Below are 16,593 nucleotides of genomic sequence, written 5' to 3'. Positions count from 1 at the left end.
CTGCTTGAGCAGCTTTGGACAGGCGACAGAGGCGAAGCGTCTCGCGAGCCGCGGCCTGCAAGGCCTCGGGAATTACACGCAGTGAGCAACCGTGGGGGCATCATTCGATTTTGATGCCACGTATGGCGATGATGCCGCCCATGATGGACGTTTCATTGCGGATGCGGCTGGTCAGGCCCTCGGGTGCAGTGCCCACGGCTTGCCAGCCCTGGTTGAACAGTTTCTGGCGGGTGTCGTTGTCGCGGATGATGCGGGGCACTTCCTGGGCGAGACGGGTCTGCGCGGCCTTGGACAATCTGGCCGGGCCCACCAGCGCTGTCCAGACTTCGAGGTTGAAGTTGCGCACTTCCGCTTCGGCCAGCGACGGGATCTCGCTCGCCAGTGCACTGCGCCCGGCAGTCAGGCCGATGGCCTTGAGCTTGCCGGCCTTGATCTGCGGCAGGGCAATGCCGGGTGGCACCAGGGCCATCTGGATCTGGCCGCCGAGCAGTGCGGTGACGACTTGCGGGTTGCCTTGGTAGGGAATATGCACGGCCGCGAGGTTGCCGGCGCTGGACTTGAGCAGTTCCATGCCCAGGTGGCCGACCGAGCCGTTGCCGACCGAGCCGTAGTTCCACTTGTCGCCGCCGTTGCGGGCCGCCAGGAAGAAGGCATTGCCCGATGGCTGGTTCACCGGAGCCACCAGCACCAGGGGTGCGGTCGTCAGCAGCGAGATGTGCGCGAAATCCTTGGCCGGGTCGTAGGGCAGCTTGGAATACAGCATCTTGGCCGAGGTCAGGTTGCCATTGATCACAACGCCCAGCGTGTGATCGTCAGTGGCTTTGGAAACCAGGTCAGCGGCAATGTTGCCCGAGGCACCGGGACGGTTTTCAACAATGACCGGCTGGCCCAGTGCGCGGGACAGGGGCTCGGCCAGTGTGCGTGCAGCCATGTCGGGCGTGGAGCCGCCGGGAAAACCTACAAGCAGTTTGACGGGCCGGGTGGGCCAGTTCGTGACCACTGGCGCGGCTTCCTTGGCAGCCGGTTTTTTCGGTGCATTTTGGGCTGCAGCCAGCATGGGTAATGCGAGTACAGCTATCAGAAGCGTAGCGCGTTTGAAAACTTTCATGCGATTCTCCAAAATTGAAAGGGCTTATTTGAACAGCTTTGCGGGCTCGATTCCGTCGTACATCCATTGAAGGCCGGCAAAACCCGCGCTTTCGTTGCCGCTTTGAAACAGCTGGTTGCGCAGCTCGCGCTGGACGCCTGCAGCATGGTAGATATCGCCGTAAAAACGTGCAGTCAGCTGCACCCTGCCGGTGCGCAGGTACCTGGCCCGCTGGTATTCCTGAAAAGCCAGCGGCACGTCGCCGCGTGTGAAACGCAAGGCTTCACGCAGCACCACGGCGTCTTCGATGGCCTGCCCCGCGCCTTGGGCCAGGTACTGCAGCATCGGGTGGGCTGCATCGCCGAGCAGCGTAACGCGCCGGTCGGTCCAGTTCTTCACCGGTTCGCGGTCACACAGCACCCACATCTTCCAGGTCTGTATTTTTTCCAGCAGTTCCCGCACCTGCGGGCAGGCATGGCTGAAGCGCTCTGTCAGCTCAGCGGTGTCGCCAAACGTGTTCCAGCCCTCGTCGTACTTGCTGCTGTGAAATACCGCAACAAGGTTGAACAGCTCGCCGCGGCGCAGCGGGTAATGCACCAGATGGGTTTTCTCGCCTCCCCAGAGCAGCACGTCGTCGCTCCACAAATGGGCAGGTACCTCTTCGCGCTTCAGGACGGCGCGGTAGGCAATGTGACCGGACACCCGCGGCTTGCCGTCGCCGACCACTGCTTCGCGCACCTTGCTCCACAGTCCGTCAGCACCAATCAGCGCCGAGCCCGGCAGTGTTTCACCGCTGGCCAGGTGGACGCGTACCTCGTCCGCCGTCTGCTCGAACGACTCGAGCCTGGCCTCAGTGCGCAGCGTGATGTTGGGCAGCTCGCGGCATGCGTCGAGAAACACCTGGTGCAGGTCGGCGCGGTAAATCACACCGTACGGGAAACCGTAGGTGGCGCGGGCCATGTCGCCCAATGGCACACGCACAACTTTTTCGCCGGTGCGTACGTCGTTCATGCCCATGCCTGGCGGGAAAAACGAGACCTTGCTGACCACGTCGGTCAGGCCCAGCCAGGCAAACATCCTGAAAATGTTCGGGCCGAGCTGGATACCGGCACCAATCTCGCCGAAGCTTGCGGCCTGCTCCAGCACGGTCACGGCGTGGCCGTCCCGCGCCAGAACCAGGGCGGTGGCCAGGCCGCCTATGCCGCCGCCGGCGATGAGGATGGGGTGGGGAGATGTCACGATGATTCAGGGCCTGTTGAAAGGGGGTTTCAACCAGATGATAAGTATACTTATCATCTGCTGCCATGGTAAATACCCTGAACCTGGGGAGCGCCGAACAAGTCCCCTGCGGCGTGTGGTCAGCGCTCCCTTAAACTCCGGCCATGCCAAAAAGCTTTAATTTCAGCGAGGCCCCCGGGCACCAGATCCGGCGCGCCCACCAGCTGTCGATTGCCCTCTTCATGGAGGAGACAGCCGGGTTCGACGTGACGCCGGTGCAGTTCGCCATCCTGAACGCCCTGATGGACGACCCGGGCGAGGACCAGGTCACGCTGTCGGGCCGGGTGGCATTTGATGCGGCGACCTCCGGCTCGGTGATCGGCCGGCTGGAAACCAAAGGCTGGGTGCGGCGCGAGGCGGACCCGGCCGACAAGCGGCGCAAACTGCTGTGGGTGACGCCGGAAGGCGAGAAAGTGGCCCTGCGGATGAAGCGCGCCGTCAACAAGGTCCAGTCGCGCCTGCTTGGGCCGCTGACGGTCGAGGAGCGCAAGCAGCTTGGCGCACTGCTCGGCAAGCTGATTGCCGGCCACGAGGACATGGCCTGAGCCTGGCTTGCCCGCTGCCCCCGGCTGCTATGCCGATTTGGCCAGCAGGGTGAAGTGTTCGACCACCGGCGGGCTCGCAAAAAATGGTCCGACGATGGCGCGCCACTGCGCAAAGGCCGGTGACTCGCGGAAACCTACGGTGTGGTCTTCCAGTGTGTCCCAGAAAATCTGCAGGATGTAGCGCTCCGGGTTTTCAATGCCCTTGTTGACCTTGAAGCCCTGGAACCCCTTGGCGTTCTGGATGACAGTGCGCAGTCCGCGCTGGATGGCTTCGTCAAAAGCGGCTTGCTGGCCGGGAGCAATGCGGATATCGGCGAGTTCGAGAATCATGGTTGTCCTGTGCTTGATGGAATGAGGCCGTCAGTGAATCAGTATTGGCTGGCAGGCAACTCTACCGTCAAACCGTCCAGCGCGGCGGTCAGGCGGATCTGGCAACTGAGCCGGCTGGCTTTCACTGCCGGCACCGCGGTGAAAGCCAGCATGGCCTGCTCCTCGCCGGTAACGGCCGGCAACTGGCTGGAAAAGGGTTCGCACACCATCACATGGCAGGTGGCGCAGGTGAGCAGCCCGCCGCAGTCGGCGGCGATGCCTTCAATGCCCGCAGCCACGGCCGCCTCCATCAGGCTTTGACCGATTTTGCCTTTGGCCCTTATTGGTTGTGCGCCAGTAGCTATGAAATTGATAGTAATCATCGGTCCCTTGAAAATCAGATGCGGCTGAAATATTCGCGCCGCTGCCAGTCGTCCTTGTCTTCGGCCTGTTCGTGGCGCGTGATCTCCGACTGCTTGATGCGGGTGAAGTAGTTGATGAATGTTTCACCAAATGCCTGCACCAGCACCGGGTCATTTTGCAGCGCTGCCAGCGCTTCACCCAGGCCGGTTGGAATACGGGTGCCGGCCTCGCCGTAGGGTGCATCTGTGGCCACCGGTGCCTTGAGCTTGCGCCGGATGCCATCCAGCCCGGCGTGAATCTGCGACGCCAGGTAGAGATAGGGGTTGGCGGCCGGCTCGCCGATGCGGTTTTCAATGCGTGTGGCCCTGTCCCGGCACTGACCCACCACGCGCAGCATGGCACCACGGTTGTCGCGGCCCCACAGCACCGACTGGGGTGCCAGCGCATTCGGCCGGAAGCGACCAAAGCCGTTGATCGTTGGTGTGCAGAAAACCGTCATGCCGCGTGCGTGTTCCAGCAGGCCGGCGAGGTAATGCTCGCCAAGCCCGGAGAGTGTGTATTGCGCGTCGGTGGGTTGCGTACCTTTTGCCGGCGTGTCGCGCTGAAACAGGTTGGCGCCGGTTTGCAGGTCCACCAGCGACTGATGCAAATGCCAACCACTGGACATGATGTTGGGAAAGGGTGGGCGGCACATGAAGGTGGCGTGGTAGCCGGCGCGGCGCAGCGCCTGCTTGACCGCGCTGCGAAACAGCACCATGTTGTCGGCGGCCGTGAGCGCGTCGGTCGCATCGAAGACGGCTTCGACCTGGCTGGGGCCGAGCTCGATTTCCAGTGACTGCAAGGGCAGGCCCAGCGCCTGTGCCGTGCGCTGAACGATGCGCAGCGGCTCTTCTGCCATGTCAAAACAGTTTTCCGCCAGGAGGTTGTAGCCGGGATGGATCATGGCGACCTGGGGCGGCAAGCCGGGCCAGGCAGCCTGCTCCGGGTCGAGCTGGTCCTGGGCTCCGTCGCTGGTAATGCGGTAGATATGAAATTCGATTTCCAGCCCGCACTTCATGCCGTAACCCGCCTCTGCCAGCTGTGCGAGCGCACGCTGCAGAATGCGCCGCGTGTCCAGCCCGACCGCGGTGCCGTCCTGCATCCAGGGTTGGGCCTGGACCCAGCCGGTGCGTGGCGCCCACGGCAGTTGTTTGAAGCTCGCCGGGTCTGCCAGCAGCAGCAGGTTGCTCGCAAATTCAAAGCCCGGAAGCTCGGCCGTGCCGCCTGCCTCGAACACCTTGAAGGCGGTGCGGTCCGACGTGTCCTTCAGGAGCAGGGTGCTGACCATGCCCACGCCGTCCTGCATGGCCTGGGCAGCCGCACCGGCGACCAGTGTTTTGCCGCGCAAGGCCCCATGCAGGTCGCACCAGGCAAAACGCACGAGTTCGACGCCGCTGGCATCTATCAGCTGTGCGGTGTGTTTCAGTGCGCTCCGGCGCGCAGCGTCGTGTATGCCGCATTGTTCGGCGAAGCTGCTCATGCGCTCGCAACCTGCTTCGCGTCCTTCGTTGTCCAGGGTGCGTTCTCCTGCTTGGCCCGCGCCTGCGCCTGCCACCAGGCGGGCCATTGACCGGCCGGCGCAATACCGTCCACCGTGTCCGGGCCACGCATGAGTTCCGCCTGCGCAGCATTGGCAATGCCGGGCGCCACGCCGCCTTCCTGCACCGTGGCAATCGCCTTGATCAGCACCCGGCGGTTAGCCATGATGACCTTGTCGCTGGTACCGAGGTGCTCACGCGTGCGGTCCTGAATCGCACCCATGCTTTCAACAGCCCACTGGTCGTGCACATTGATGTCTTCCTCGCCCATGCCCAGGTAGGTCTGGGTGCGCTGTTCCTCGACGTTGAAGCCCCAATTGTTGTGGCGCCCCGCGTTGGGAATGTAGTCGGGCAGCGAGATGAACTGCTGGCGCTGTGCACGCATGCTCTCCTTGTCCAGCGGTCCGGCAAAACTGGTGAAAAACGAATACCAGTAGGTGTGGGTGTCGTCCACCGGCACATGCATCTGGGTGATGGTCATGGTTTCCGAGAGTGGAATGACGAAAGTGGCCGGGAAGATGGCGTTGGTCACGCGCACGTGCGTGAGTTTGTCGTTCATGGGGCGCAGCGCGGTGAGCTGCATGCCCCAGGGCTTGTTCTCGAAGCTGATCTCTGGTTGGGCAAACTCACGCATGATGCGCGTCATCGGCCACTGCTCGCCGTCGATGGCGCCGGCACTGGCGCTGCGAAACTGCTTGCCGGCTGCGTTCTGGCCGATGTCTTCGAGTGGCTCGTCCTGAAGGAAGCGGTGCAAAAAGGAAGGGTGAGCCGGGTCGATGCCGACTTCGAAAGCCTGCAGCCAGTTGGCATTCCACAAACCCTTGAACGCAAAGCTGTGGGTGGCCGGCGCGTTGAAGCAGTCGAATGCGGAAAAGGGTGGCGGGGTCGAACCTTCCGGGCCCAGCCAGGCGAAAAGAACACCGCTTTTTTCCAGCACCGGGTAGCTGCGCTGCTTCACGCGTTCGCACAGCTTGCTGCCTGCAGGTTCGGCCGGTGTTTCAAGGCATTGGCCCGATACGTCGAACTTCCAGCCGTGAAACGGGCAACGCAGGCCGTCGCCCTCGGCACGGCCGAAAGACAGGTCGGCACCGCGGTGCGGGCAGTCGCGGTCCAGCAGGCCGTAGTTGCCTTTGTTGTCCCTGAACAGAACGAAATCCTGCCCCATCAGGCGCACAGCCTTGACAGGGCGCTTGTCCATGCGTGGATCCAGCGCAGGGTTGAACTCGTCCACCAGTGCCGCTGGCTGCCAGTAGCTGCGCAGCAGGGCGCCGCAGGGTGTGCCGGGGCCAGTCCGGGTAATCAGCTCGTTCTGTTCTGCATTCATGGTTCATCCTAAAAACGGTATACCGAAATTTAAATTCAGTGTACATTTCTATCCATGAGCTTGCAAGAGACGGTGTTGATCCAGTTGCGGGACCTGATTCTGCGCGGCGAATTCGGGCCCGGCCAGCGCCTGGCCGAGCAGCAACTCGCCGAGCGCCTGGGTGCTTCCCGCACGCCTGTGCGTGCCGCGCTGGTCACGCTGGAGCAGGAAGGGCTAGTTGAAGCCAACGAGACCGGCAAATTTCTGGTGCGCCAGTTCACGCCGCGCGAGGTGGCCGATGCGATTGCCGTGCGTGGCCATCTGGAAGGCATGGCGGCGCGCCTGGTGGCTGAACACGGCGTGTCGCGCCAGCTGCAGGCAGATCTGCAGGCTTGCCTCGATGAAGGAGACAGCGTTCTTGCAGCCAACCCGCTCACCTACGAAAGCTACGCAGCCTACGCGGCCATGAACGACCGTTTTCATGCGCTGGTGCTGCAAGCATGCGGCAACCGGGCCTTGCAGCGTGCTGTGACGCTCAACGACAAGCTGCCGTTTGCGCCCGCCTCCGCGATGCTGCCCATGCAGGGTACGGTCACACTGGACCGCGACTGGATGCTGTACGCGCACCGCCAGCACCACATGCTGTTTGCCGCACTCAAGGCGGGCGAGGGCGCGCGCGCGCAGGCGCTGGCCATCGAGCACACCGAGGTGGCCCAGATGAACATGCGCATGGCGCTGGAACGCCGGGCCGAAACCGAGCGCGTGTTGCCGGCCATACGCCTGGTGGTGGGACGTTGACTACCAACGCTGTGAGTTTTACGGCCGCCGGCGTACGCCGCGGCTTTTTCGCCGCCCAGGTGCTCGCACCCGGGGTGATTCTTTACGCCATGGTGTTCGGCGTGCTGGCCAGCGAGCGCGGCATGTCCTGGCTGCAGGCCATGCTCATGAGTGCCGTGGTTTATTCGGGCAGTGCGCAGCTGGCGGCGCTGCAGGGCTGGACGGCGACGGCCGTGATCACGCCGGTCATCGTCACCATCCTGGTCATGAATGCGCGTTATGTGCTTTACGGCGCGGCCATCCAGCCGTGGCTGGCCGGCCTGCCGCGCCATCAGAGCTGGGGCTCGCTGTTTTTCCTGGGTGACGGCAGCTGGGCCATGGCCATGCGCGAGTACGAAACCGGCTACCGCGACGCGGGGTATGTGCTGGGCTCCGGCGTCGCCATGTTTGTGCCCTGGCTGGGCGGCACGCTGGTGGGCCACCTGCTGGCCGGCAATGTGCCCAACCCCGCGGCCTTCGGTCTGGACTTCATGCTGGTGGCGTTTGCCGCAGCCATCGGCATGGTGCTGTGGCGCGGCAAGCCAGACTGGTGGCCGGCCATCGCCGCAGGCCTGGTGGCGCTGCTGTTGCATCGTCTGTTGCCTGGTGCCTGGTACATCGTCGGGGCAGGGCTTGCAGGCGGTTTGATGGGAGCGTGGCGCCATGGCCGTTGAAAGCACTTTCCTGCTGGCGCTGGCCGGCATGGCGCTGGCCTCATTCGCCTGCCGCATCAGCGGCTTCCTGCTCATGGGTTATGTGCGCATCACGCCGCGGGTGGAGGCCGCACTCAAGGCCATTCCGCTCTCGGTGATGGTCGGCATCGTGACGCCGGCGGCCACCTCGGGCAAGTTGCCCGAGTTGCTGGCCCTGTTGGCCGTGGGGCTGGTGATGAAGCTGGTGCGCAACGACCTGGCGGCTGCGGTGGCCGGCGCGGCGACAGTGGCTGTTGCGCGCTGGGCTCTGGGCTGAAGGGATTCCGCGTCGTTTCTGTCAGTGAGGGACGGGACGCAAGACCATGGGCCACACCACGACAAGATTGTTTCCGCCGGCGCTCGCAGTGCGTTGCATGATCATGTCGCCTTTGATGAGATCGAATCCGATTGTTGCAACGGCGGGCGTGTTTTCCAGCACGTAGTCTGCTTTCCACAGCAGCGCTTTGGTTGCCTTGGGATCGGTGACGCTGTTGTCCTGAACAAAGAACAAACCATCCTGGCTCCGGACCTTGACCCAGCTGAACCTTGGTGGACTTACCGATGACTGGGGAAACAAGGTCACATCAATCGCGGCTTTGGACGTCGGGTACTGCCGGAGACTTTCTTCCCGTCCGGCCATGTTGTTCACCGAGATGTTGTACCAGGTGCCGTTTGGCTGGTGAATAAAAACTGGCAGGGATCGGCGTAACCCATGTCTTCGTTCTTGTGCCTGCTTCCAGTCTTGTCGTTCGCAATCAGCACGATGCGCCAATACCCAATAAAATCTGCCTCTGTTGCCGGCCGAGTTTTTGCTTGCCCCATGGCAACGCTGCTGAATACCGCCAGTAGAAAGTAAAGCCCAAATTTCATAGTGTCCTCCGCCCGATTTTTGTAGGAATAGCGGGGAGGATTTTGCCATGCTTGAACAGGCAATGCGGTTGTAAGAATCGCTACTCTTTGGCGACCTGCAGCACCAGCTTGCCGAAGTTCTCGCCATTGAAGAGCTTGAGCAGGGTTTCGGGGAAATTCTCCAGACCTGCCACCACATCTTCCTTGCTTTTCATCTTGCCGTCTTTCAGGTAAGCGGCCAATTCGGCAATCGCTATGGGGTAGCGGTCGGCGTAGTCGAACACGACGATGCCTTCCATGCGCGCACGGTTGACCAGCAGCGACAGGTAATTGGCCGGTCCCTTGACGGGTGTGGTGTTGTTGTACTGGCTGATGGCGCCGCAAATGATGATGCGGGCGCCGCGCGTGATGCGTGTCAGCACCGCGTCGAGAATGTCGCCACCCACGTTGTCGAAGTAGATGTCTACACCCTTGGGGCAATGTTCCTTCAGTCCGGCCTTCACATCGCCCGCCTTGTAGTCGATGCAGGCGTCGAACCCGAGCTCCTTGACGACCCAGTCGCACTTGGCCTTGCCACCGGCAATGCCGACCACGCGGCAGCCCTTGAGTTTGGCGATCTGGCCGACCGTCTGGCCGACTGCGCCGGCCGCGCCCGACACCACCACGGTTTCGCCAGGCTTGGGCTGGCCTACGTCCATCAGGCCGAAGTAGCCGGTCATGCCGGGCATGCCCAACACGTTGAGCCAGGAGGTCAGGCCCATGCGCGGGTCAATCTTGAACATGCCGCTGCGCTTGATCTGGGCTTCCGGAATCAGGCAGTATTCCTGCACATCCAGCCCGGCATTGACATAGTCGCCCACGGCAAAAGCCGGGTTGTTGGAGGCAATCACCTTGCCGAGACCTCCGGCGCGCATGACGGCGCCAATTTCCACCGGCGGGATATAACTTTTGCCTTCATTCATCCAGCCGCGCATGGCCGGATCGAGCGAGAGGCTCAGGGTTTTGACAAGAACGCCGCCTGGGCCGGGTTCGGCCACCGGCTCGGTGGTAAAGCTCCAGTTATCACGCGTGGGCAGGCCGACGGGGCGGCTGGCCAGGCGAACCTGGTGGTTGGTCAGTGAGGTGATGGCGCTCATGGGTGTCTCCGGGGAAGTAGGCGGGCAAGAAAACGGCAATGGTAGTGGCGGCCTGCCCGGGCGTCAGTCGCGCAGGCGATTCGCGACGTGGGGACGGGAAACGCTGAACAGGTCTTTGCGGATGCGCGGCGGCCGGATCGGGATGGGATGCAAGGCGGAGTTCGCAGCCAATAGCTGCCTATTGGCAAGAAATTCAACGCAGCAGGCCGCCCGAGTCCGGGTGATCGCACGCCGAAGGGGATTTGTTCAGCGTTTCCGATATGCTTTCAGCCATGAAACTTCACAACTATTTCCGTTCTTCGGCTTCTTTCCGCGTGCGCATTGCGCTGGAGCTGAAGGGCCTGAGCTACGAATACATTCCTGTCCACATCGCCAAAGGCGACCACAAAAAGCCGCCTTATGCCGAATTGTCGGCGGACACCCTGGTGCCCATGCTGGAAATCGATGGCGAAAAACTGTCGCAATCCATGGCCATCATTGAATACCTGGACGAAAAACATCCGACACCGGCGCTCCTGCCAGCCGACGCCCTGGGCCGTGCCAAGGTACGCGCGCTGGCGCAGTCGATCGCCTGCGAAATCCACCCCATCAACAACCTGCGTGTGCTCAAGTACCTGGTGCGGGAACTCAAGGTGGATGAAGAGGCCAAAAACACCTGGTACCGCCACTGGTGCCGCGAGGGACTGGAGGCTTTCGAGCGCCAGCTGAACCAGCTGCCGCCGTCCACTTATTGCTACGGCAACACGCCCACCTTGGCCGACTGCTGCCTGGTGCCGCAGATCTTCAATGCCAGGCGTTTTGACGTGAACTTTGACGGGTTGCCGCGGACCATGGCAGCCTTCGACGCCTGCATGGCGCTGCCCGCTTTCCAGAAAGCCCAGCCTTCAGCCTGCCCGGACAACGAGGCCTGAACCCAGCCTGAGGAATACCTTGCATCCCGACTGGCTGATTCCCGACTGGCCCGCGCCCGCCGGTGTGCGCGCCCTGTTTACCTCGCGTGCCGGCGGCACGTCGTCGGTGCCGCATGACAGCATGAACCTGGGCGACCACGTGGGTGATGTGCCGGAGCGGGTCGCGGCCAACCGCGCCCTGCTGGGCCAGTCCATGGGGGCTACCCCGGTTTTCCTGCAGCAGGTGCATGGCACGGCTGTGCTGGCTATTGGCGCCGACACCGCCCATGGACAACCGGCAGACGCTGCCACGACAAGGCAGCGCGGCATTGCATGCACCATCATGGTGGCTGACTGCCTGCCGGTGCTGTTCAGCACCACCGACGGCGCAGCTGTCGCCGCTGCCCACGCCGGCTGGCGCGGGCTGGCGGGAAAGCAGGGCAGAGGCATTCTCGAAGAAACTTATGAGTCTTTCAGGGCTCTGTCCCTTATAGGACGGGCGCAACCAGCTATCAATACCATAGCGTGGCTGGGCCCCTGCATCGGGCCGACCGCGTTTGAAGTGGGCGCAGAGGTCAGGTCTGCCTTCGTCGATGGTGATCCGCGGGCGGCAGCCCGCTTCACGGCGCTGGCTTCGGGCAAGTACCTGGCCGATCTCGCTGGCCTGGCACGCCTGCGCCTGCAGGCGTTGGGTATCACGCAGGTTTACGGCAACGACGGCAGCGCGCCATGGTGCACGGTGGGCAATGCTTCACGGTTCTTTTCGCACCGGCGCGACGCTGGCGTCTCCGGCAACGGCTTCAACACCACCGGCCGCATGGCGGCCTGCATCTGGCGCGAATGATTCCGCTTCAAAGGTGCCGGGCGCCAACGCCCCAGCCTCGGCCGCTTCGCGCGCCTTGATGGCCTTGCGCCTGGCCGGCGCACGCATCAGGTAAACCACCAATGCCACAGGCCCCACGCCGTAGAGTACAAAGGTGATCATTGCCCCGAGCAAGGTGCCGGTGGGATGGGTGGCTTCGGCAACACTCATCATGAGCACCACGTACATCCAGGCAATGACAATCAAATACATAAAACTTTGCGCTTCGTCACGGGTAGGGAAAGGTTTTCCACGATACTAGGCAAGACCTGCTGCGGGTATAAAAGCTCGATACAGACCGAACAACAAGAGCCTGCGGATACCCCGGGAAGACAAGCATGAATTCTGACGCAAACCTGGCGCAAGCAGCCCAACAGATGCAAGAGACCTTTGCACAGGGTCTCCAGCAGGTCATGGGCGCCATGGCCGGTGCCGGCCTGGGTGCCGCGCCGGGTTTCCCGACGCTGGCCATGCCGGCGCTATCGGCCCCGCCGCCCCTGCAGCTTGACCCCGCCAAACTGATCGAAATCCAGCAGTCCTACCTCAAGGACATCACGGCCCTCTGGAACAGTGGCCTGCACGCCGGTGCTGCGCCTGCTGGCGTGCCGTCCGACCGCCGCTTTGCCGACGAAGCCTGGCGCAGCAACCCGGTGGCCCAGTTTGCCGCTTCAGCCTACCTGCTCAATGCCCGCACCCTGATGGGCCTTGCCGATGCAGTGGAGGGGGATGAAAAAGCCAAGGCCCGTGTGCGGTTTGCTGTCGAGCAGGCGATGGCCGCCTCGGCACCCAGCAACTTCCTGGCGCTCAATGCCGAAGCGCAGAAAAAAGCCCTCGAAACCCAGGGCGAAAGCATTGCCCAGGGCCTGACCAACCTGCTTCACGACATGAAGCAGGGCCATGTGTCCATGACCGACGAAAGCGTCTTCGAGGTCGGCAAAAACGTCGCCACCACCGAAGGCGCCGTGGTGTTTGAAAACGAGTTTTTCCAGCTGATCGAATACAAGCCGCTGACCGCGAAGGTCTACGAGCGGCCTTTCCTGCTGGTGCCGCCCTGCATCAACAAGTTCTACATCCTCGACCTGCAACCCGAGAATTCGCTGATCCGTTACGCCGTTGCGCAGGGCCACCGCACCTTTGTAGTCAGCTGGCGCAACCCCGACGAGTCCATGGCCAATAAGACCTGGGACGACTACATCGAGCAGGCCGTCCTCAAGGCCATCGAAGTCACGCAGAAAATCACCGGCGCGAAAACCGTCAATGCGCTGGGTTTTTGCGTGGGCGGCACCATGTTGGGCACCGCGCTGGCGGTGCTCGCAGCGCGTGGCGAGAAGCCGGTGGCCAGCGCCACCTTCCTGACTTCCTTCCTGGATTTCACCGACACCGGTATCCTGGACATCTTCATCGACGAACAGTCCGTCAAGTTCCGTGAAACGCAGATGGGCCAGGGCGGATTGCTCAAGGGCCAGGATCTCGCGTCCACCTTCAGCTTCCTGCGCCCGAACGACCTGGTGTGGAACTACGTGGTCGGCAACTACCTCAAGGGCGAAACCCCGCCGCCGTTTGACCTGCTTTACTGGAACAGCGATTCGACCAACCTGCCGGGGCCGTTTTACGCCTGGTACCTGCGCAACACCTACTTTGAAAACAACCTGGCCAAACCCGGCAAACTGACGGTGTGCGGCCAGAAGGTCGATCTCGGCAAGCTCGATCTGCCGGTCTACATCTACGGCTCGCGCGAAGACCATATCGTGCCGGTCGGCGGCGCCTACGCCTCGACGCAGGTGCTGCCGGGCAAGAAGCGTTTTGTCATGGGTGCTTCGGGCCACATCGCCGGAGTCATCAATCCACCTGCCAAGAAAAAACGCAGCTACTGGACCCGTGACAAGCTGCCCCAGGGCAAATTTCCGGCGACACAGGCCGAATGGCTCCAGGGCGCGACAGAACACCCCGGCAGCTGGTGGACCGACTGGTCGGACTGGCTCCAAAGCCATGCCGGCAAGCAGATTGCTGCCCCCAAAACTTATGGCAGCCGCAAGTACAAGGCCATCGAGCCTGCACCTGGCCGCTACGTCAAGGCCTGATGCTTGCAGTTCAAGCCCGAAAAAATTAACCGGAGAAAGTAAATCATGGAAGACATCGTCATTGTTTCAGCTGCACGCACCGCCGTCGGCAAGTTCGGCGGAAGCCTCGCCAAGACACCCGCTACGGAACTGGGCGCGGCTGTCATCAAGGCCGTCGCCGAGCGTTCCGGCCTGTCCCCGGACATGGTGGGTGAAGTCATCATGGGCCAGGTGCTGGCTGCCGGTGTGGGCCAGAACCCTGCGCGCCAGAGCGTGGTCAAAGCGGGCTTCCCGCACGCGATTCCCGGCCTGACCATCAACGCCGTTTGCGGCTCGGGCCTGAAGGCCGTCATGCTGGCCGCGCAGTCGGTCGCCACCGGCGACAGCGAGATCGTGATCGCCGGCGGCCAGGAAAACATGAGCGCCGCACCGCACGTGCTCAACGGCTCGCGCGACGGCCAGCGCATGGGCGACTGGAAAATGATCGACTCCATGATCGTCGACGGCCTGTGGGACGTCTACAACCAGTACCACATGGGCATCACCGCCGAAAACGTCGCCAAGAAGTACAGCATCAGCCGCGACATGCAGGACGAACTGGCCCTGGCCAGCCAGACCAAGGCCATGGCCGCGCAGGATGCCGGCAAATTCTCAAGCGAGATCATCCCGTTTTCCATCCCACAAAAGAAGGGCGACCCGCTGGTGTTTTCGGCCGACGAGTTCATCAACCGCAAGACCAGCGCCGAAGGCCTGGCCGGTCTGCGCCCCGCGTTTGACAAGGCCGGCGGCGTGACCGCCGGCAATGCCTCCGGCATCAACGACGGTGCCGCCGCCGTGATGGTCATGACCGCAAAGAAGGCCGCCGCGCTGGGCCTCAAGCCGCTGGCGCGCATCGCCAGCTACGCCACCACCGGCCTGGACCCGGCCTACATGGGCATGGGCCCCGTGCCGGCATCGACCAAGGCGCTGCAGCGCGCCGGCTGGAAGGCGCAGGACCTGGACCTGCTCGAGATCAATGAAGCCTTTGCCGCGCAGGCCTGCGCCGTCAACAAGGAGATGGGCTGGGACACCAGTAAGGTCAACGTCAACGGCGGCGCGATTGCCATCGGCCACCCGATCGGCGCGTCCGGCTGCCGCATCCTGGTCACGCTGATCCACGAGATGGTGCGCCGCGATGCCAAAAAAGGCATCGCCAGCCTGTGTATCGGCGGCGGCATGGGGGTTGCCCTCACACTGGAACGCTAAATTTGGAGTAAAACAGGCTCCAGCGCCCGTCCATAAAGCGCAGACAGCTATTTATTTGATAGCACCTGATTCACGGCATGGCACGGGTTTTGCAAACAGCATCGACAACTAAAACCAAGGAGCACAAACATGGCTAAAAGAATTGCATACGTCACAGGCGGCATGGGCGGCATCGGAACCGCGATATGCCAGCGCCTGCACAAGGACGGCTTCACCGTGGTCGCAGGTTGCGGCCCCACGCGTGACTTCACCAAGTGGATCGACGAGCAGAAAGCACTCGGCTATACCTTCTACACCTCGGTCGGCAATGTCGGCGACTGGGACTCCACGGTTGCCGCGTTTGACAAGGTCAAGGCAGAACACGGCCCGGTCAGCGTGCTGGTCAACAACGCCGGCATCACACGCGACGGCCAGTTTCGCAAGATGAGCAAGGCCGACTGGGACGCTGTCATCTCCACCAACCTCGACAGCATGTTCAACGTCACCAAGCAGGTGATCGAAGGCATGATCGAAGGCGGCTACGGGCGCATCATCAACATCTCGTCGGTCAACGGCCAGAAGGGCCAGTTCGGCCAGGTCAACTACTCCACCGCCAAGGCCGGCCTGCACGGCTTCACCATGGCGCTGGCGCAAGAAGTTGCAGCCAAGGGCGTCACAGTCAACACCGTGAGCCCCGGCTACATCGGCACCGACATGGTCAAGGCGATACGCCCCGACGTGCTCGAAAAAATCGTTGCCGGCGTGCCCGCCAAACGCCTGGGCACCCCGGAAGAAATCGCCTCCATCATTTCGTGGATTGCCTCGGACGAAGGCGGTTACGCAACCGGCGCGGACTTCTCGCTCAATGGTGGTTTGCACATGGGGTGATGCGCAAGCATTAACTTCGTAAAAAAACCCGCTTCGGCGGGTTTTTTTATACGTTGGAGGCAAAGTGTTTTCATCCAAAATCACCGCAATGACCTTTGTTCAATCAGCGAATGAATACGCGTTGCGAAACCCAGGTCAAGTGGTGTGGATGCTGCCTTGGTTTCTTCTTATGTTGCCGCTGGTCTGTTTACCTTCTGGTGCAGCGAATTGGCCTTGGGCTAAGGAGCTGGTAAGCGTGGCGACTGACTGGATTCCTATGATTAATAGCATGTCGTCCAGAGCTGTGGATCCGCAGTGGACTAGATTTGCGTTGAGCTGTCTATGGGTAAGTGGGCCGTTTTGGACTCTTGTCGCGGCAATATGTGGAATCCGAACGCTGAAAGCAAAGCTCTACAAGCAGGAACCTTTGGGCTTTAGCTATTTTCTGAAAACTTTTCTGGTGTTTGGAGGCGCGATATTGGTTATCGCGACGATGAAGCCTCGCCCCTGGAAGAGGGTCGATATGCTTACCTACTTTTTTGCGGAAAGATTTGGCCTTTTCGTAGTGGGATGGTTCTTTATTACCTCAATGTTTGTTGTCTTGGGATTGATAGCGGCCTTGCCGTTGAGCCGACTGTTTGGTTATAAATATGACTGAGGGGGCTGCCTTTGGCTGCTATTGCCGCGCTTGAGGTCTTTGAGTTGCAGCACCCGGTGTCCCTCACCCAGACCGGT

19 protein-coding genes are annotated in these 16,593 nt (G+C 62.1%); 10 read left to right on the top strand and 9 right to left on the bottom strand.

Annotation, left to right across the window (positions count from 1 at the left end):
• Positions 1-100: 100 nt before the first annotated feature.
• Complete coding sequence (locus WA904_RS07830) at positions 101-1,108, bottom strand: Bug family tripartite tricarboxylate transporter substrate binding protein (protein ID WP_425196565.1); 1,008 nt, start codon at positions 1,106-1,108, stop codon at positions 101-103.
• A 24-nt stretch (positions 1,109-1,132) separates the two neighbouring features.
• Entirely contained in the window at positions 1,133-2,326 is a 1,194-nt protein-coding gene (locus WA904_RS07825; protein WP_425196564.1) for a 3-hydroxybenzoate 6-monooxygenase, read from the bottom strand.
• A 143-nt stretch (positions 2,327-2,469) separates the two neighbouring features.
• Between WA904_RS07825 and WA904_RS07820 the strand changes: the two genes are divergently transcribed.
• Positions 2,470-2,910 (top strand): MarR family winged helix-turn-helix transcriptional regulator, encoded by a 441-nt coding sequence (locus WA904_RS07820; RefSeq protein ID WP_425196563.1) that lies wholly within the window; start codon positions 2,470-2,472, stop codon positions 2,908-2,910.
• Between the two features lie 27 nt (positions 2,911-2,937).
• Here WA904_RS07820 and WA904_RS07815 read toward each other — a convergent pair whose 3' ends face one another.
• From WA904_RS07815 to WA904_RS07800, 4 genes are read right to left on the bottom strand one after another with little or no spacing between them, the layout of a single operon-like run.
• Complete coding sequence (locus WA904_RS07815; protein ID WP_425196562.1) at positions 2,938-3,240, bottom strand: antibiotic biosynthesis monooxygenase family protein; 303 nt, start codon at positions 3,238-3,240, stop codon at positions 2,938-2,940.
• 38 nt (positions 3,241-3,278) lie between these two features.
• Complete coding sequence (locus WA904_RS07810) at positions 3,279-3,602, bottom strand: 2Fe-2S iron-sulfur cluster-binding protein (RefSeq protein WP_425196561.1); 324 nt, start codon at positions 3,600-3,602, stop codon at positions 3,279-3,281.
• A 14-nt stretch (positions 3,603-3,616) separates the two neighbouring features.
• Complete coding sequence (locus WA904_RS07805) at positions 3,617-5,101, bottom strand: glutamine synthetase family protein (RefSeq protein ID WP_425196560.1); 1,485 nt, start codon at positions 5,099-5,101, stop codon at positions 3,617-3,619.
• A complete protein-coding gene (locus WA904_RS07800) occupies positions 5,098-6,483 on the bottom strand; it encodes a Rieske 2Fe-2S domain-containing protein (RefSeq protein ID WP_425196559.1) in 1,386 nt (461 codons plus the stop codon). Before WA904_RS07800 ends, WA904_RS07805 begins: the two co-directional genes overlap by 4 nt.
• A gap of 54 nt (positions 6,484-6,537) precedes the next feature.
• On the opposite strand from WA904_RS07800, the gene WA904_RS07795 reads away from it, so the two are divergent.
• Genes WA904_RS07795 through WA904_RS07785 form a run of 3 tightly spaced genes read left to right on the top strand, consistent with a single transcriptional unit; the run spans position 6,538 to position 8,247 of the window.
• Positions 6,538-7,260, top strand: a complete 723-nt coding sequence (locus WA904_RS07795) for a GntR family transcriptional regulator (protein ID WP_425196558.1) — start codon at positions 6,538-6,540, stop codon at positions 7,258-7,260.
• Positions 7,257-7,952 (top strand): AzlC family ABC transporter permease, encoded by a 696-nt coding sequence (locus WA904_RS07790; protein WP_425196557.1) that lies wholly within the window; start codon positions 7,257-7,259, stop codon positions 7,950-7,952. The genes WA904_RS07795 and WA904_RS07790 overlap by 4 nt, the downstream gene beginning before the upstream one ends.
• Positions 7,942-8,247, top strand: coding sequence for an AzlD family protein (locus WA904_RS07785; protein ID WP_425196556.1), 306 nt, complete (start codon positions 7,942-7,944; stop codon positions 8,245-8,247). Before WA904_RS07790 ends, WA904_RS07785 begins: the two co-directional genes overlap by 11 nt.
• A 21-nt stretch (positions 8,248-8,268) precedes the next feature.
• Here the strand turns inward: WA904_RS07785 and WA904_RS07780 are convergent, their stop codons facing one another.
• Both WA904_RS07780 and WA904_RS07775 read right to left on the bottom strand, forming a co-directional pair.
• Positions 8,269-8,889 carry a hypothetical protein gene (locus WA904_RS07780; protein ID WP_425196555.1) on the bottom strand — a complete coding sequence of 207 codons (621 nt, stop codon included), beginning with the start codon at positions 8,887-8,889 and terminating at the stop codon, positions 8,269-8,271.
• Positions 8,890-8,920: 31 nt separating this feature from the next.
• A complete protein-coding gene (locus WA904_RS07775; protein ID WP_425196554.1) occupies positions 8,921-9,955 on the bottom strand; it encodes an NADP-dependent oxidoreductase in 1,035 nt (344 codons plus the stop codon).
• A 272-nt stretch (positions 9,956-10,227) separates the two neighbouring features.
• On the opposite strand from WA904_RS07775, the gene maiA reads away from it, so the two are divergent.
• Together maiA and pgeF are read left to right on the top strand one after the other, a co-directional pair.
• Positions 10,228-10,866, top strand: coding sequence for a maleylacetoacetate isomerase (gene maiA, locus WA904_RS07770; protein WP_425196553.1), 639 nt, complete (start codon positions 10,228-10,230; stop codon positions 10,864-10,866).
• A gap of 19 nt (positions 10,867-10,885) precedes the next feature.
• On the top strand, positions 10,886-11,689 hold the full coding sequence (gene pgeF / locus WA904_RS07765; protein ID WP_425196552.1) for a peptidoglycan editing factor PgeF: 804 nt from the start codon (positions 10,886-10,888) through the stop codon (positions 11,687-11,689).
• Here pgeF and WA904_RS07760 read toward each other — a convergent pair.
• Positions 11,597-11,920: a hypothetical protein gene (locus WA904_RS07760; protein ID WP_425196551.1), complete on the bottom strand. Its 324-nt coding sequence runs from the start codon at positions 11,918-11,920 to the stop codon at positions 11,597-11,599. The genes pgeF and WA904_RS07760 overlap by 93 nt on opposite strands.
• 125 nt (positions 11,921-12,045) lie before the next feature.
• On the opposite strand from WA904_RS07760, the gene WA904_RS07755 reads away from it, so the two are divergent.
• The 4 genes from WA904_RS07755 (at position 12,046) to WA904_RS07740 (ending at position 16,516) form a co-directional block, all read left to right on the top strand.
• Positions 12,046-13,788 (top strand): PHA/PHB synthase family protein, encoded by a 1,743-nt coding sequence (locus WA904_RS07755; protein WP_425196550.1) that lies wholly within the window; start codon positions 12,046-12,048, stop codon positions 13,786-13,788.
• A 45-nt stretch (positions 13,789-13,833) separates the two neighbouring features.
• Positions 13,834-15,012: an acetyl-CoA C-acetyltransferase gene (locus WA904_RS07750; RefSeq protein ID WP_425196549.1), complete on the top strand. Its 1,179-nt coding sequence runs from the start codon at positions 13,834-13,836 to the stop codon at positions 15,010-15,012.
• 129 nt (positions 15,013-15,141) lie between these two features.
• On the top strand, positions 15,142-15,879 hold the full coding sequence (gene phbB, locus WA904_RS07745; protein WP_425196548.1) for an acetoacetyl-CoA reductase: 738 nt from the start codon (positions 15,142-15,144) through the stop codon (positions 15,877-15,879).
• Positions 15,880-15,967: 88 nt separating this feature from the next.
• On the top strand, positions 15,968-16,516 hold the full coding sequence (locus WA904_RS07740; protein WP_425196547.1) for a hypothetical protein: 549 nt from the start codon (positions 15,968-15,970) through the stop codon (positions 16,514-16,516).
• Positions 16,517-16,593 lie beyond the last annotated feature (77 nt).

This window comes from Polaromonas sp., assembly GCF_049790275.1.
GTDB lineage: Bacteria > Pseudomonadota > Gammaproteobacteria > Burkholderiales > Burkholderiaceae_C > Polaromonas.
This window is presented reverse-complemented; position numbering and strand designations above follow the sequence as displayed.